Origin of the sequence: Lysobacter panacisoli (assembly GCF_009765165.1) — a bacterium.
Taxonomy (GTDB): domain Bacteria; phylum Pseudomonadota; class Gammaproteobacteria; order Xanthomonadales; family Xanthomonadaceae; genus Lysobacter_J; species Lysobacter_J panacisoli.
Genome location: NZ_VLNU01000001.1, coordinates 3,525,837 through 3,541,335 on the forward strand (window position 1 = coordinate 3,525,837; position 15,499 = coordinate 3,541,335).

At 67.4% G+C, this 15,499-nt stretch carries 9 protein-coding genes; 4 read left to right on the forward strand and 5 right to left on the reverse strand.

Annotation, left to right across the window (positions count from 1 at the left end; all coding sequences use genetic code 11):
- Window positions 1–38 precede the first annotated feature (38 nt).
- Window positions 39–2,522, reverse strand: coding sequence for a YadA-like family protein (locus FOF45_RS16510; RefSeq protein ID WP_325063874.1), 2,484 nt, complete (start codon window positions 2,520–2,522; stop codon window positions 39–41).
- Window positions 2,523–2,681: 159 nt separating this feature from the next.
- On the opposite strand from FOF45_RS16510, the gene FOF45_RS16515 reads away from it, so the two are divergent.
- The 3 genes from FOF45_RS16515 (at window position 2,682) to FOF45_RS16525 (ending at window position 5,118) form a co-directional block, all read left to right on the forward strand.
- Entirely contained in the window at window positions 2,682–3,851 is a 1,170-nt protein-coding gene (locus FOF45_RS16515; protein WP_158986781.1) for an MFS transporter, read from the forward strand.
- A gap of 73 nt (window positions 3,852–3,924) precedes the next feature.
- Window positions 3,925–4,485, forward strand: coding sequence for a DUF2939 domain-containing protein (locus FOF45_RS16520; protein WP_158986783.1), 561 nt, complete (start codon window positions 3,925–3,927; stop codon window positions 4,483–4,485).
- A gap of 108 nt (window positions 4,486–4,593) precedes the next feature.
- Window positions 4,594–5,118: a CHRD domain-containing protein gene (locus FOF45_RS16525; RefSeq protein WP_158986785.1), complete on the forward strand. Its 525-nt coding sequence runs from the start codon at window positions 4,594–4,596 to the stop codon at window positions 5,116–5,118.
- Between the two features lie 36 nt (window positions 5,119–5,154).
- Here the strand turns inward: FOF45_RS16525 and FOF45_RS16530 are convergent, their stop codons facing one another.
- Window positions 5,155–6,060 (reverse strand): 5'-nucleotidase, encoded by a 906-nt coding sequence (locus FOF45_RS16530; RefSeq protein ID WP_158986787.1) that lies wholly within the window; start codon window positions 6,058–6,060, stop codon window positions 5,155–5,157.
- Window positions 6,061–6,193: 133 nt separating this feature from the next.
- Between FOF45_RS16530 and FOF45_RS16535 the strand changes: the two genes are divergently transcribed.
- Window positions 6,194–7,618, forward strand: a complete 1,425-nt coding sequence (locus FOF45_RS16535) for a DUF1254 domain-containing protein (protein ID WP_158986789.1) — start codon at window positions 6,194–6,196, stop codon at window positions 7,616–7,618.
- Between the two features lie 270 nt (window positions 7,619–7,888).
- Here FOF45_RS16535 and FOF45_RS16540 read toward each other — a convergent pair whose 3' ends face one another.
- The 3 genes from FOF45_RS16540 to FOF45_RS16550 all read right to left on the reverse strand — a co-directional run bounded on the left by FOF45_RS16540 (window position 7,889) and on the right by FOF45_RS16550 (window position 15,305).
- Window positions 7,889–8,662, reverse strand: a complete 774-nt coding sequence (locus FOF45_RS16540) for an NAD kinase (protein WP_158986791.1) — start codon at window positions 8,660–8,662, stop codon at window positions 7,889–7,891.
- 191 nt (window positions 8,663–8,853) lie between these two features.
- Window positions 8,854–13,893: an NAD-glutamate dehydrogenase domain-containing protein gene (locus FOF45_RS16545; RefSeq protein ID WP_158986793.1), complete on the reverse strand. Its 5,040-nt coding sequence runs from the start codon at window positions 13,891–13,893 to the stop codon at window positions 8,854–8,856.
- A 221-nt stretch (window positions 13,894–14,114) separates the two neighbouring features.
- On the reverse strand, window positions 14,115–15,305 hold the full coding sequence (locus tag FOF45_RS16550) for an acyl-CoA dehydrogenase family protein (RefSeq protein ID WP_325063876.1): 1,191 nt from the start codon (window positions 15,303–15,305) through the stop codon (window positions 14,115–14,117).
- Window positions 15,306–15,499 lie beyond the last annotated feature (194 nt).

The window sequence follows — 15,499 nt, forward strand, 5'->3', positions numbered from 1 at the left end:
GCGGCCCGTCCGAACAGGCCACCCCTGCGATCAATCGGTCACCACTGGATGCCGGCGCCGACGGAGAAGCCGAAGTCGCTGGTCGTGTTGCCGCTGACCTGGCCCTTGTAGATCCAGCGACCGTTGTCGCTGATCCCTGACATGCCCAGGGCCATGCCGTATTCGCCCTGGAAGCCGCCCATGCCCACCGCCAGCAGGTTCTTGCCGGGCAGGTAGGCCTGCGGCAGGCCGGCCATCGCCATGGCCGATGCCGTGGCGCCCCGGTAGCCGCGATCCAGCGCCCAGATGTCGTCCTTCATCTCGCCCACCTGCTGGTTGATCTCGGAGATGCGGCTGTCGGTGTAGGCATTGGACTGCTTGATCGCGTGGTTCACGCCGGCATTGAGCTGATTGACGTTCGCCGCATCGGTGCCGGCCGTGCCGGGTGCGACCCCTGTGATCGTGCGGCCGCCGACATTGACCTCGCCGGTGGACGAGCTCGGGCCGACGAACGCGCCGTTGTAGCCGGTCTGCGCACCTACCGTGGTCGCCGAGCCCGTGCCGATCGCCACGCTGTTGTCGTGCGTCGCGCTGGCGCCCTGCCCGATCGCCGTGCTGCCATCGCCGGTGGCGCTGGACTGATTTCCGACAGCCAGCGAGTTGTCGCCGCTGGCCACTGCACCGTTTCCGCCCGCCGACGCATTGCCACCCGATGCCACCGGCTTCACGACCGGCGCATCCTGGCTGACCTGGAACATGCCGTCGGACCCGTTCTGGAGGTTCGTTACCGAACCTTCCACGTTGGTCAGGCGGTTGTCGTAGGCGGCGACCGTCTCGTTGATGTACTGCACGTCGCCTTCGACGGTGGTGACGCGATCGTCGAGGTTGATGACGTCCCCTTTCACCGTATCCACGCGCCCATCCAGCTTCTCGATCGCCTGATTGGTGGCGTACAGCTGCGAACCGTTGATGGCATCGGTGCTGTCCGCCGAGATGCGCCCGGCCGCGACGTTCGTGATCGTGCGCTCCGCGCCGGCATTGCCAACGCTGACCGTGCTCGTCGGGTTGGTGCCGGCGAACTGGTAGGTGTCGCCGTTGATGGTCGTAGATGCGGTACCGACCGCGGCCGCCGTGACCGAGCCCGAGCCAAGGGCCACATCTTCGGCATTGCTGGCGGTCGCGCCGCGACCCAGCGCCAGGCTGCTGTCGCCTGCGGAGGTGGCTTCGTAGCCGACCGCCGTGCTGCCCTGGCCGGTGGCGTAGGCATCCGCCTCGGTGAGTCCAGCGTCATTGGTGCGAACGTAGCGGACGCCGCGACCGTTCAGAGTCACGTAGGCGGCACTGGTATCGCCGGCGATGTCGTACAGCTGCGAACCATTGATGGCCTCGGTGCTGTTCTGCGAGACGTCGCCGTCGGCCAGGTTGCTGATCGTCGTGCCGGCGGGAGCGCCCTCGAGGACGACCTTCGTGTAATCGATCTCGCCGGGATCGACGACGCCGTCGCCGTCCGTGTCAGTCCACTCGTACTTCACCGCACCGGCGTCGGCTGCGGCCAACTGGGATTGCACCGTCTTGAGCTGGCGAATGTTGACCGCGTCGGTGTCCAGCGTGCCACCCGCAACGTTGACGATCTGGCGTTCGCCGCCCGCAGTGCCGACCGACACCGCGCCGCTGGTCGAAGCCACTGCCACGCCCGAGAACAGCTCCGTCGCACCGTTCATGCCAGCGCGATCCGCTACGGAGCCCGAGCCCAGCGCCACTGCCGTATCTACCGAGGCCGATGCATCCGCGCCCAGAGAAAGCGCCCGGTCCGCCGTGGCCTTGGCACTGGCGCCAAGGGCAGTGGCGCCAACGTGATCGGCCACGGAGCTGTTGCCGACCGCGGTCGCCCAGCCCTGTCCATCGATGGTCTGCGCGTTGGCGTTCTGACCGAGTCCGGTGGAGGATCCATCCGCACGGCTGCCGGAACCGAACGCGGCAGAGTAGTCGGCCGTCGCCTGTGCATCCTGGCCGAAAGCAGTGCTGGACACGCCCAGCGCACGGCTGTTGCTGCCGAGGGCAAGCGCATGCGTCTGGGTCGCCTGGGCGTCGCTGCCGATGGCGATGGAGAACTGTCCGGAGGCGACCGAATCCACCCCGATCGCCGTGGCCTTCTCGGCCGACGACGTGGCACGGGTGCCGATCGCGACGGCGTCGCTGTCCGTTGCGGACGAGCCGACGCCGATGGCGGTCGAGTTCACGCCGCTTGCGGTGCCCTCGTCGATGGCCATCGCGTTACCGGCCGCGAACAGCATGCCGGAAGCCAGCGCAACGGCCAGCACGCTACGACTCGCGCGGGGTCCTTTCTTGTTTCCGTGGGCGAGTTCACTGGCGACTACCCACGTTTTGTGAGTGACGCTCCAGACAAGGCGATAAGCAGTATTCATTGATTGATCTGAAGATAGATGGGATGCATGCCGCGATGGCTTCGCATCAGGGAGAGGAAACCCGGCATCGAAATGGACGAGGACATCCACGAAGACGCACTTCCTTGGCGGCCACATGTTTGCGAGCGACGAGTTCTCATCCCACCAGACGATTCCGATCTTCCGCGGGCAGGTCTCTGACCACTCAGCGCGAAATGGGCGCCGGCCTATTGCGAAATGTCTGGCGCACTGATGCGTTGCGCGGATAATCCCCGCAGCCTTCCAGAGCGATCTGCCTTGTCTCCCGCCGATTTCCGCCGCTACGCGCTGTTCTACCTGGGCTACTACGGCGCGCTCGGCGCCTACACGCCCTACATCGGCCGCTGGGTCACGGCGAACGGGCACGGTGGCTACGTGGTCGGCGCGATGCTGGCGCTGTGGTACGGCGGGCGCATCGTCGCGCCGCCGACCTGGGCGCGACTGAGCGCGCGCAGTGCCACGCCGGGCCATTGGCTGATCGCGGGCTGCGTCCTCGCCGCACTCGGCTTCGCTGCGTTCGCAGGCTTCGCGCACGGCGCGATGCTGTTCGTGGTCATGGCCTGGTTCGGCGTGTTCTTCAATGCGGTGATGCCGCAGTTCGAAGCGATGACGCTGTCCGCGCTGGGGCCGCGCAACCACGACTACGGGCGCATCCGCATGTGGGGCTCGGTCGGCTTCCTCGTGGTGGCCGGCACGTACGGCTGGCTGCTGGACCGGTTGGGCAACGATGCCTTCGTCTGGCTCACCCTGCCCTGGCTCGCGCTCACCGTTGCCGCCGCCTGGCTGCATCGCGACGATCGGCCGCCGCCGGTGTCGTCGACCGGCACCACACCGCGCGGCGAGCTGTGGCGTCGACCGGGCGTGCGCCATCTGCTCGTCACTGCATTACTGATGCAGCTGGGCTTCGGGCCGTTCTACGTGTTCTACACGCTGCACCTGCAGGCGCAGGGACACGACGGCTTCGCCGTCGGCGTGCTGTGGGCGATCGGCGTGTTGTGCGAGATCGGCATGTTCTGGCTCGCGCCGCGCCTGGTGCAGCGCTTCGGCGCGCATCGGCTGATGACAGCCTGCCTGCTGGCGACGATCGGGCGCTGGGTGATCGTGGCGATGTTCGGCGGTTCGTTCGCGTGGATGGCGCTGGCCCAGACCGGGCACGCGCTGAGCTTCGCCGCCTTCCACGCCGGCTGCATGCGACGCATGGCGGAACTGTTCCCGCAGCGTCGCGAGATGGCCGCCGCGCAGGGCCTGCTGTACGGCTTCAGCGGCGGCATCGGCGGTGTCGCCGGCGCGGGCGTGGCGGCAGTGGCGTGGCAGCTCGGCGGCGGCCGCTGGGCCTTCCTGGCCGGCGCCGCCCTCGCCTGCGTGGCGCTGGCCGCGCACGTGCTGCCGGCACGGGCCGTGCGACCCGTCGCCGTGAGCGAGACCTGACTACCGCACGCGACCTTCATCCGCGCGCGGCGCGACATCCCTATCCTGTGCCGACATCGCCCGGAGGTGACGGATGAAGAAGTGGATCGCGCTGGTCGTGGTGCTGGCGCTCGCGCTGGCCGGCTGGATCGCCGCCGGTCCGTTCCTGACCGTCAACGCGATCCGTGAGGCGATCGCCGCCGAAGACACCGCGGCGCTGTCCGAACATGTCGACTTTCCTTCCGTGCGACGCAGCCTGCGCGCGCAGGTCGAGGACGCGCTCGCGCGCAAGGCCGGCATCGATGGCGAGGGCACGTTCGGCGCACTCGCGCTGGGGCTGGTCAACAGCGCCGCGGGTGGGATCGTCGACGTGCTCGCCACGCCGGCAGGAATCGGCGCAGTGCTGCAGGGACGCGGGCTGATCCACCGCATCAGCGGCGGCGGCATCAGCGAAGACGATCCCTACGCACACCAGCCGCCATCCGATCCGCTGCGCGATGCGAAGTACCGTTTCGAGTCGCCCTCGCGCTTCACCGCGACCGTCCTCACCGCCGACGGGGATCCGGTGATTTTCGTGCTCGAGCGCGAAGGCTTCGGCTGGAAGCTCACCGACATCCGCTTGCCGCTGAAGGCATTGCTTGCCGGCACGGGCTGACCGTTCGTCGCCTATGCGGCGACCGCCCTCCCCGCTTCACCGCGCGATAACCGCAACGGGCCCACCGTCCGGCTCGGCGCGACCGGCGCCGCAAGGAGGGAGAACGCCATGACCCGCATCGCCGTGCTCGCGATCGCCGTACTGTTGCCGGCGACCGCTTTCCACGCACAGGACACCCGCGCGGAAAACCGGCAGATCCGCGCGGTGCTGGAAGGTAGCGAGGAAGTGCCGTCGATCATGACCGACGGACGCGGCAGCTTCCGCGCACGCATCAGCCACGATGGCGGCGCCATCTACTACGAGCTGGCCTACGACGAACTGGAAGGCACCGTCACCCAGGCGCACATCCACATCGGACAGAAGGGCGTGAACGGTGGCATCGCCGCGTTCCTGTGCTCGAACCTGGGCAACGGCCCGGCCGGCACGCAGACCTGCCCCGCGCCGCCGGCGCGCATCACCGGCGTGATCGTCGCCGCGAACGTGATCGGCCCCAATGCGCAGGGCGTCGCCCCGGGCGAACTCGACGAAGTGATCCGTGCGCTGCGCGAAGGCGTGGCCTACGCCAACGTGCACAGCACGCTGTGGCCGGGCGGCGAGATCCGCAGCCAGCTCGGGCACGACCACGACGATTAAACGCGCCGACCGCGGCCGCCGCGATGGTGGCCGCGGTCAGCGGTTGGCGATGCCGTGCGGGACGTGGCCGGCGGCGACGTGGTCGCGTGCGGACAGGATGTTGTGCACGGAATCGTCGAAGAAGATGTCCGCGCCGAACGCATCCAGGAACGGCCCCTTCGCGCGGCCGCCGAGGAACAGCGCCTCGTCGAGGCGGATGTCCCAGTCGCGCAGCGTGCGGATCACGCGTTCGTGCGCAGGGATCGATCGCGCGGTGACCAGCGCGGTGCGGATCGGCGACGCCTGGCCGGTCGGGAACGCCTGCTGCAGGCGATGCAGCGCATCCAGGAAACCGCGGAACGGCCCGCCCGACAGCGGCTCGCCGGCATGGCTGCGCTCGTGCTCGGTGAACGCCGCCAGCCCGCCTTCGCGCGACACGCGTTCGCCCTCGTCATCGAAGATCACCGCGTCGCCGTCGAAGGCGATGCGCAGTTGATCGTGTCGCTGCTGCGGCGCCTTGGCCGGCAGCAGCGTCGCCGCGGCCACGCCGGCGGCGAGCGCGCTGCGCACGTCCTCGGCGTTGGCCGACAGGAACAGGTCCGCGCCGAACGGCCGGATGTACGGATACGGCGGAGCGCCGTTGCTGAAAGCCGCGCGCTTGATCGCCAGTCCGTGGTGGGCGATGGAATTGAAGATGCGCAGGCCGCTGTCGGCGGAGTTGCGCGAAATCAGGATCACCTCGACCCGCGGCGCTTCCGGTGGCGCGCCTTCGTTGAGTGCTAGCAATTTGCGCACCAGCGGGAAGGCGATGCCCGGCGCGAGCAGGTCGTCCTCGTGGGTGCGCTGGAAATCGGCGTAGGCGTCGATGCCCTCACGCTCGAACAGCGCATGGCTGTCCTCCATGTCGAACAGGGTGCGCGAGGAAATCGCGACGATCAGTGGATCGGCATCACGGTCGGGCATGGGGCTATTGTGCCCCAGCCGTCGCCGGGCCGGCGGGCCGCCTTGATCCGTTGTGAGCATTTGCGGGTGTAGTGTCCGGCCAACCGGTCCTGCGCCCACCCGGCGCCCCGCTGGATCCTCCGGAGAGAGCGCCATGCACGCCAAGCCGCTCCTGACAGCCCTGCTCCTGCCCGCCCTGCTGCTGTGCGCCTGCGATCGCGAATCGCGGGACGCCGCACCGTCCACCACCGCGTCCGGGATCACGGTCGCGCCCGACGAGGCCCGCAAGATCGCGCGCGAGGCCTACATCTACGGCGTACCGATGGTGGACCAGTACCGCGCGGTGCATATCTACAGCCTTGAACCGAACAACCCGCAGTATCGCGGGCCGATGAACACGCTGGTCAGCAACGACCGGTTGTTCACACCGGACGACACCGCCGTCGTCACGCCCAACGCGGACACGCCCTACACGCTGGCGAACCTCGACCTGCGCGCCGAACCGATGGTGCTGGGCGTGCCGAAGGTGGACTCCAAGCGTTACTACGTGTTCCAGCTGATGGATCTGTATACCTTCAACTTCGATTACATCGGCAGCCGCGCCACCGGCAGCGACGCGGGCCATTACCTGATCGCCGGTCCCGAATGGGAAGGTCCGACGCCGCCGAACATCGACAAGGTCATCCGCGCCGAGACGCCGCTGGTCACGCTGGTCGGACGCACGCAGTTGTTCGGCCCGGACGACATGGAGAACGTCAGGAAGATCCAGGCCGGTTACACGCTGCAGCCGCTGTCGGCCTTCGCCGGCACCGCCGCCCCGCCGGCGCCGCCGAAGGTGGACTGGATCGCGCCGCTGTCGCCGAAGGATGCGCGCACCTCGCCGGAGTTCTTCAACCAGCTCGCGTTCCTGCTGCAGTTCGCGCCGGTGCATCCGTCCGAACAGCATGTGCGCGACCGCTTCGCCCAGATCGGTATCGTGCCCGGACGCCGCATCGACCTGTCCGCGCTGTCGCCGGAGCTTCGCCAGGCGCTGGTGGACGGGATGGTCGACGGGCAGAAGCTGATCGATACGCGCCGCAACGCGCTGACCAACCGCACCGACACGCTGTTCGGCACGCGCGAGGAACTCAACAACGACTACATCGCGCGCGCGACCGCGACGCAGGTGGGACTGGGCGGGAACTCGCGCGTGGAGGCGATCTACCGCACATACCAGATGGACACCAACGACGAACTGCTCGATGGCAGCCGTCGTTACGTATTGCGCTTCGCGAAGGACAAGCTGCCGCCGGTCAACGCATTCTGGTCGGTCACCGCGTACCGCATGCCGGAACAGTTGCTGGTGAAGAATCCCATCGACCGTTACCTGATCAATTCGCCGATGTTGTCGAGCCTGAAGACCGACCCGGACGGCAGCCTCACGCTCTACATCCAGAAGGAATCGCCTGGAAAGGCACTGGAATCGAACTGGCTGCCGGTGCCCGAAGGGCCCTTCATGCTGACCGCGCGCTACTACTGGCCGAAGCGGGAATTGCTGGAGTACGAGTGGTCGTCGCCGGCGGTGGAGCGGGTGCGGTAGTGTCGCCCTTCCTAGCAGTCATCCCCGCGAAGGCGGGGATCCGGCGCTCCGTGTATCACGCTCTGCGGAAAGCGGAATGATGTCGGCGATATGGATTCCCGCCTTCGCGGGAATGACGGCTGAGACCTGGACGGCCGCGCGGCAGTGCTTCGATTCAATGCGGTCGATGCCGTCCGTGGCGCGACGCTTCAGGCTTCGGATCGCCCGGCCCCGCCATCCGTGGCCGGGCGTTCGGCACGCCGCGCGGCACTGCCGCGCAAGCGGCGTGCCTCACCCCGAAGTAAACTGCTCTGCCAGCATCCGCTCTTCGAGGTTGTGCTCCGGATCGAACAGCAGCGTGACGGTGCGGTCGTGGGATTCGCGGATGGTCACTTCGACCACGTCGCGCACTTCGTGCGAATCGGCGGTGGCGCTGACGGGGCGCTTGTACGGATCGAGCACGCGGAAGCGCACTTCGGTGTCGGCCTTGAGCACGGCGCCGCGCCAGCGACGCGGGCGGAACGCGGCGATCGGCGTCAATGCGATCACGTTCGCGCCGAGCGGCAGGATCGGGCCATGCGCGGAGAAGTTGTAGGCGGTGCTGCCGGCCGGCGTCGCGACGAGCACACCGTCGCAGATGAGTTCGTCCAGGCGCGTCTCGCCGTTGAGGTCGATGCGCAGATGCGCGGCCTGGCGCGTCTGGCGCAGCAGCGAGACTTCGTTGTAGGCCAGCGAGCCCACGGTCGCGCCGGATTCGGTCATCGCCACCATTTCCAGCGGACGCAGCACGGCGGGTTCGGCAGCGTGCAGGCGTTCGAGCAGGCCGTCGCCGTCGTGATGGTTCATCAGGAACCCGACCGTGCCCAGCTTCATGCCGTACACCGGCTTGCCCAGGCCACCGTGCCGATGCAGCGTGGAAAGCATGAAGCCGTCGCCGCCCAGCGCGATCAGGACGTCGGCGTCTTCGGGGGCGTGCTGGCGGTGGCGCGCGACGAGCGATTCCAATGCGCGCTGCGCCTCGTCGGCGGGACTGGCGAGGAAGGCGATGCGTGGCGTCGCGGTCATCGGCGGCTCCGTGGTGAGGCAGTCAGCATAACCGACATGCGGTGACAGTCCCCTCCCCTTGCGGCGACCGCAGGCAGTGCAGAACCGAGAGGCACAGGCCACCGAAGGCGGCCAGGGAGAGGGATCGCGCGCGCCGAAAAGAAAAAGCCCGGCCAATGCCGGGCTCTTCCTTCAAACGTGGTGCACGCGATTTACGCGCCGGCCGACGCCAGCTGTGCCAGGCGCCGCACCGCCACCGACAGGGTCGGATAGTCGAGCTGCTTCTGGTTGTGCAGGTCGGCGAACATCGCCTGGGTGAAGCGCAGCGATGCATCGTCGCGCTTGAGCCACGCCTCGACCTTCGCCTCGGCCGGCTTCTTGCCGCCCTCGGCGAGGATCTGCGACACCAGCGAACGTGCCTGCGAGGCGAGCTCGTCGCGCAGTGCGCCGCGGGCCAGTGCCTGCCAGCGGCCATCGACCGACAGCTGCTCGACCTGCTCGTACAGCCACGGCAGGCTCAATGCGGCGCCGAGCGCGAAGTAACCCTTGGCCACTTCCAGCGGCGAGAGCTTGCGGGCCAGCGAAATCTCGACGATGTCGCAGCCGAACTCCAGCAGCGGCAGCGCGGCCAGTTGTTCGGCGAGCGTCGCCGGCAGGCCCTTGCCCTTCCACTCGGCCATGCGCGCGGTGTAGGCATCGCGACGAACGCCCGAGAGCACGTCCGGCAACGCGCCACGCACGGCGTTGAGGCCGTCGCCGTAGCGCGCCATCGCGGCGGTGATCTCCGGCATCTTGCCCGGACGCGACAGCAGCCAGCGCGACAGCGAGCGCAGCAGGTGCCAGATGACCTGCAGCGCATCGACCTGCACCGCCTCCGGCACCTTGCCGTCGAGCGCATCGATCTGCGCCCACAGGCCGCGCGCATCCACCGCCTCGCGGGCGATGGTGTACGCCTCGGCGACTTCCGCCGGGGTACGGCCGGTATCCTCGGTCATGCGCAGGGTGAACGTCGCGCCCATGCGGTTGACCATCGAGTTGGTCACCGCGGTGGCGATGATCTCGCGCTTCAGGCGATGGTTTTCCATCGACTTGGCGTACTTGGCCTGCAGCGGCTGCGGGAAGTAGCGCACCAGTTCCTTCGACAGGTACGGATCTTCCGGCACGTCCGAATCCAGCAGCTGCTGGAACAGCACGATCTTGCTGTACGACAGCAGCACGGCGAGTTCCGGACGGGTCAGGCCCTGGCCGCGCGCCTTGCGCTCGGCGATCTCGGCGTCGGACGGCAGGAACTCGATCTGGCGATCGAGCAGGCCCTGCGATTCGAGTGTGCGGATGAAATGCTGCTTGGAGCCCAGGCGGTGCACGCTCATCCGCTCCATCAGGCTGATGGCCTGGTTCTGGCGGTAGTTGTCGTTGAGCACCAGCTGCGCGACCTCGTCGGTCATCTGCGCGAGCAGCTTGTTGCGCTCGGGCAGTGTCAGCTTCTTCTTCTGCACTTCGCCGTTGAGCAGGATCTTGATGTTCACCTCATGGTCGGAGGTGTCCACGCCGGCGGAGTTGTCGATGAAGTCGGTGTTGAGCAGCACCCCGTGCTGTGCGGCTTCGATGCGGCCGAGCTGGGTCATGCCCAGGTTGCCGCCCTCGCCCACCACCTTGCAGCGCAGCTCGCGACCATTGACGCGCAGCGCGTTGTTGGCGCGGTCGCCGACGTCGGCGTTGCTCTCGCTGCTGGCCTTGACGTAGGTGCCGATGCCGCCGTTCCACAGCAGATCGACCGGCGCCTTCAGGATCGCGCTCAGCAGTTCGGCCGGCGGCAGCGCCGCGACCGAAGCATCGATGCCCAGCGCGGTCTTGATCTCCGGCGACAGTGCGATCGACTTGGCCGAACGCGGGAACACGCCGCCGCCCTTGCTGATCAGCGACTTGTCGTAGTCGTCCCAGCTCGAACGCGGCAGCTTGAACATGCGCTCGCGTTCCTTGAACGTCTTCGCCGCGTCCGGGTTCGGATCGAGGAAGATGTGGCGGTGGTCGAACGCGGCGAGCAGGCGGATCTGCTTGCTCAGCAGCATGCCGTTGCCGAACACGTCGCCGGACATGTCGCCGATGCCGACGACGGTGAACTCCTGCTTCTGGCTGTCGCGACCCATCGCGCGGAAGTGGCGCTTGACCGATTCCCACGCGCCGCGTGCGGTGATGCCCATGCCCTTGTGGTCGTAGCCGACCGAACCGCCCGAGGCGAACGCGTCGTCCAGCCAGAAGCCGTGCGCGCGTGCGATGCCGTTGGCGATGTCGGAGAACGTCGCGGTGCCCTTGTCGGCGGCGACGACCAGGTACGGATCGTCGTTGTCGTGGCGCACGACGTTGGACGGCGGCACGACCTTGCCATCGACCAGGTTGTCGGTGATATCGAGCAGGCCGTTGATGAAGCGCTTGTAGCAGGCCACGCCTTCGTTGAACCACGCGTCGCGGTCCACCGTCGGATCCGGCAGTTGCTTGGCGAAGAAGCCGCCCTTCGAGCCGACCGGCACGATCACGGTGTTCTTCACCATCTGCGCCTTGACCAGGCCCAGCACTTCGGTGCGGAAGTCTTCGCGACGGTCCGACCAGCGCAGACCACCGCGCGCGACCGGGCCGAAGCGCAGGTGCACGCCTTCCACGCGCGGGCCGTAGACGAAGATCTCGCGGTACGGACGCGGCTTCGGCAGGTCCGGCACCTTGGCGGAGTCGAACTTGAAGCTGATGTAGTCGGCCGGGCCACCGTCGGCGCGCAGGCCGCCCTTGTACTGGATGTAGTAGCTGGTGCGCAGGGTCGCATCGATCACGCCGATGAAGCTGCGCAGGATGCGGTCCTCGTCGAGGCTGGCGACGCGGTCGAACAGACCCTTCAATGCAGTGCGCGTGGCTTCGATCTGGGCGTCGCGCTTGCCGGCGCGTGCTTCGATCGCCGGCTCCAGCGTGGCGATCGTCGCTTCGTCGCCGTGCGCGAGCGCGTGCAGCTGGGCGCGGAAGCGCTCCATGCCGGCCTTGATCTCGGCCTTGCTTTCGCTGCCGGTGACCGGATCGAACTTCGCCTCGAACAACTCCACCAACAGGCGCGCGAGCAGCGGATAACGGTTGAGCGTCTCTTCCACGTAGCTCTGCGAGAACGGCACACCGACCTGCAGCAGGTACTTGCAGTAGCCACGCAACATCGAGACCTGGCGCCACGACAGATTGGCGGTGAGGATCAGGCGATTGAAGCCGTCGTTCTCGGCGTTGCCACGCCAGATCTGCGCGAACGCTGCCTCGAAGTTCGCGTCGAGGTTGGACACGTCGAGGTTCGGATCGGACGCTTCGACCTCGAAGTCCTGGATGAACATCGTCTGTCCGTTCACGACCAGGCGGTACGGGTGCTCGGAGATCACCCGCAGGCCCATGTTCTCCATCATCGGCAGCGCGTCCGACAGCGGGATGTCGTCGTTCTGGCGATAGAACTTGAAGCGCAGGCCACCCTCGCCACCGTGCGCGCGGTACAGGCTCAGGCGCAGGTCGTCGGCACCGCCCAGCGCGGCGAGGTGCTCGACGTCGTCGGCGGCGACCGCGGCGCTCACGTCCTCGATGTAACCCGCCGGCAATGCACGGCCGTAGGTGTTGGTCAGGGTCAGGCCGCGCTGCTCGCCGTGGCGTGCCACGAGCTTCTCGCGCAGGTCGTCCTGCCAGTTGCGTACCAGCTTGGACAGTTCGGTTTCGATCTGCGCGCTGTCGGTTTCGATCGCCTCGCCCGACTTCGGACGCACGATCAGGTGCAGCTGCGCCAGCGGCGACTCGCCGCCGAGCGTGACCGAGGAATCGACGTGCTCGCCGTGCAGTTCGCGCTTGAGCATCGCCTCGATGCGCAGGCGCACGTCGGTGTTGAAGCGGTCGCGCGGGATGTACACCAGCACCGAGAAGAAGCGGCCGTAACGGTCGCGGCGCAGGAACAGCTTGCTGCGCACGCGCTCCTGCAGGCCAAGGATACCGGTCGCGGTACGCAGCAGTTCCTCTTCGCTCGACTGGAACAGCTCATCGCGCGGCAGCGATTCCAGGATGTGGCGCAGCGCCTTGCCGCTGTGGCTGTCCGGGGCGAGGCCGGACTGCTGCATCACGTACTCATAGCGCTGGCGCACCAGCGGGATGTCCCACGGGCGACGGTTGTACGCACTGGAGGTGTAAAGGCCGAGGAAGCGTTCCTCGCGCACCGGCTTGCCCTTCGCGTCGAAGCTGAGCACGCCGATGTAGTCCATGTAACCGGGGCGGTGCACGGTCGCGCGCGAGTTGGTCTTGGTCAGGATCAGCGCATCGACCGAGCCCGACTGCGGCATGTAGTGCGCCGCCAGCGACGTCAGCAGGCGCGGCTTGCCCACGTCCTTGCCACGCAGCAGGCCCATGCCGCTGGCCTTGATCGCGCTGAGCACTTCGTCGCCGCCCTTGGGCACGACTTCGTACTCACGGTAGCCGAGGAACGTGAAATGGTTGTCCGCCGCCCAGCGCAGGAACTCCTGCGCCTCGTGCTTGCCCGCGGCGCTGACCGGCAGGTTGCGTCCACCCAGGTCCTCGGCGATGGCGCTCATCTTCGCCTTCATCTGCGGCCAGTCGCGCACGGAGGCGCGCACGTCGCCGAGCACCGCTTCGATCGCCTGCTGGATCTTCGGCATCGCCTCGGTCGGCTGGCGGTCGATCTCCAGATGCATCAGCGATTCGGCCTGACCTTCGCCGACGGCGAGAATCTTGCCGGTCTTGTCGCGCCGGAACATCACCACCGGGTGGCCCAGCACGTGCACACCGATGCCCTGCTCGGCCAAGGCCATCGTCACCGAGTCGACCAGGAACGGCATGTCGTCGTTGGCGATCTGCACGACGGTGTGGGTCGACTCCCAGCCTTCGCTCTTCATCGTCGGATTGAACAGGCGGACCAGCGCGGCGCCGGGCTTGCGCGCACGCGCGAACTCGAGGAAATCGGTGGCCAGCTCGGCCCAGCCCTGCGCGTCGTGCTGCGGCAGCTCATCGCTGCTCATGCGCTTGTAGAAGGCGCGGATGAAGGCTTCGGCCTCGGCGTGGCGCGCCTTGGGCAGGCGCTTGCGCATCGCCTCGACGATGGGATCGAGCGAGACGGAATCGTCCTCGACCAGGGGGGCGCTCTTGGACTGCGTGCGCTTCGACGGGGCCTTCGACGCGGACTTTGCGGGTGCGGCCTTCGTGGCGGGTTTGGCGGCAGCGTTACGTTTGGTGCTCATGGCAACGGGAAGTTCCAGAAGTTCCAATGGAAGAAGGCCCACGCTATTCGCGCGGGCCGGGGGATACGGTTCAGTACGGACTGTTCGCGGACACGATCTGGCGCGAGGCCGCGGGAAGCGCGGCGTTCGCGTGTTTTCTCCAGTCGCGACCGCGGTCGACAGGACAGGCGGTAGGACGGGACGATCCGAAGCGTTTCATGTCGTGTGGCCTGATCGTTCGATCAGCGCAGGCCGGTCTCGTTGCGGGCGATGACCAGGCGCTGGATCTCGCTGGTGCCTTCGTAGATTTCGGTGATCTTGGCGTCGCGGAAGTAGCGTTCCAGCGGCATTTCCTTCGAGTAACCCATGCCGCCGTGGATCTGCACCGCCTGGTGGGTGATCCACATCGCCGCTTCCGAGGCGGTCAGCTTGGCGATCGCGGCCTCGTTGCTGAAGCGCGCGCCGCCCTTGTCGTACTCGCCCTTCTGCCATGCCGCGCGCAGCGTCAGCAGCGTGGCCGCATCGAGCTTGCACTTCATGTCGGCGATCTTGGCCTGGGTCATCTGGAACGTGCCGATGGCCGCGCCGAACGCCTTGCGCTCGCGCACGTATTCCAGGGTCCTTTCGTAGGCCGCGCGGGCGATGCCGATGGCCTGGCTGGCGATGCCGATGCGACCAGCGTCCAGCACGCTCATCGCGATCTTGAAGCCGTGGCCTTCGTCGCCCAGCACGTCTTCCGGCTGCGCGACGTAGTCGGAGAACTCGATCTCGCAGGTGGCCGAGGCGCGGATGCCGAGCTTGGGCTCGGTCTTGCCGCGATGGAAACCGGCGCGCTCGCCGTCGACGAGGAACGCGGTGATGCCACGCGCGCCCTTGTCCGGATCGGTCATCGCGAACAGCACGAAGTACTTGGCGACCGGGCCGGACGTGATCCAGCTCTTCTTGCCGTTGATGAGGTAGGTGCCGTCGGCCCGCTTGGTGGCCTTGCAGCGCATCGCGGTGGCGTCGGAGCCGGACTGCGGCTCGGTCAGCGCGAACGCGCCGATCTCGCGGCCTTCGGCGATGGCGCGCACGTACTTCTGCTTCTGTTCCTCGGTACCGAACTTCAGGATGCCGTTGCAGAACAGCGAATTGTTGACCGACACGATGGTCGAGTGCGCGGCGTCGCCGGCGGCGATCTCGATCATGGCCAGCACGTAGCTGATCGGGTCCATGCCCGCGCCGCCGTACTCGGCCGGTACTTCGATGCCCATCAGGCCGTTCTCGCCCAGGGTGCGGATGTTCTCGAGCGGGAACTCGCCCGTCTTGTCGTGGTGCTCGGCGCTGGGAGCAATCTTTTCCTGGGCGATGCGGCGGGCCACATCCTGGATCATCAACTGCTCTTCGGTGAAGCGGAAATCCACGTCGGCACCTCGTGCTTGAGTCTGCGAAATCGGTTGGGCTTGTAAGCCTGCGAATTGTAGCTGTCTCGTGTGGAATTCGCAGGCACGAGGTTGTTCGCAGCGCCATACCCGCCCTTTTCCGCCTGCGGCGGAAACCGCCCCTAACGAAGGGGCCAGGGCAAAAGCCAACCCCTGAAGCGGCAAAGCAAGAATCCGCGGACATCCGAGCTTGACCCCCGGCGCCT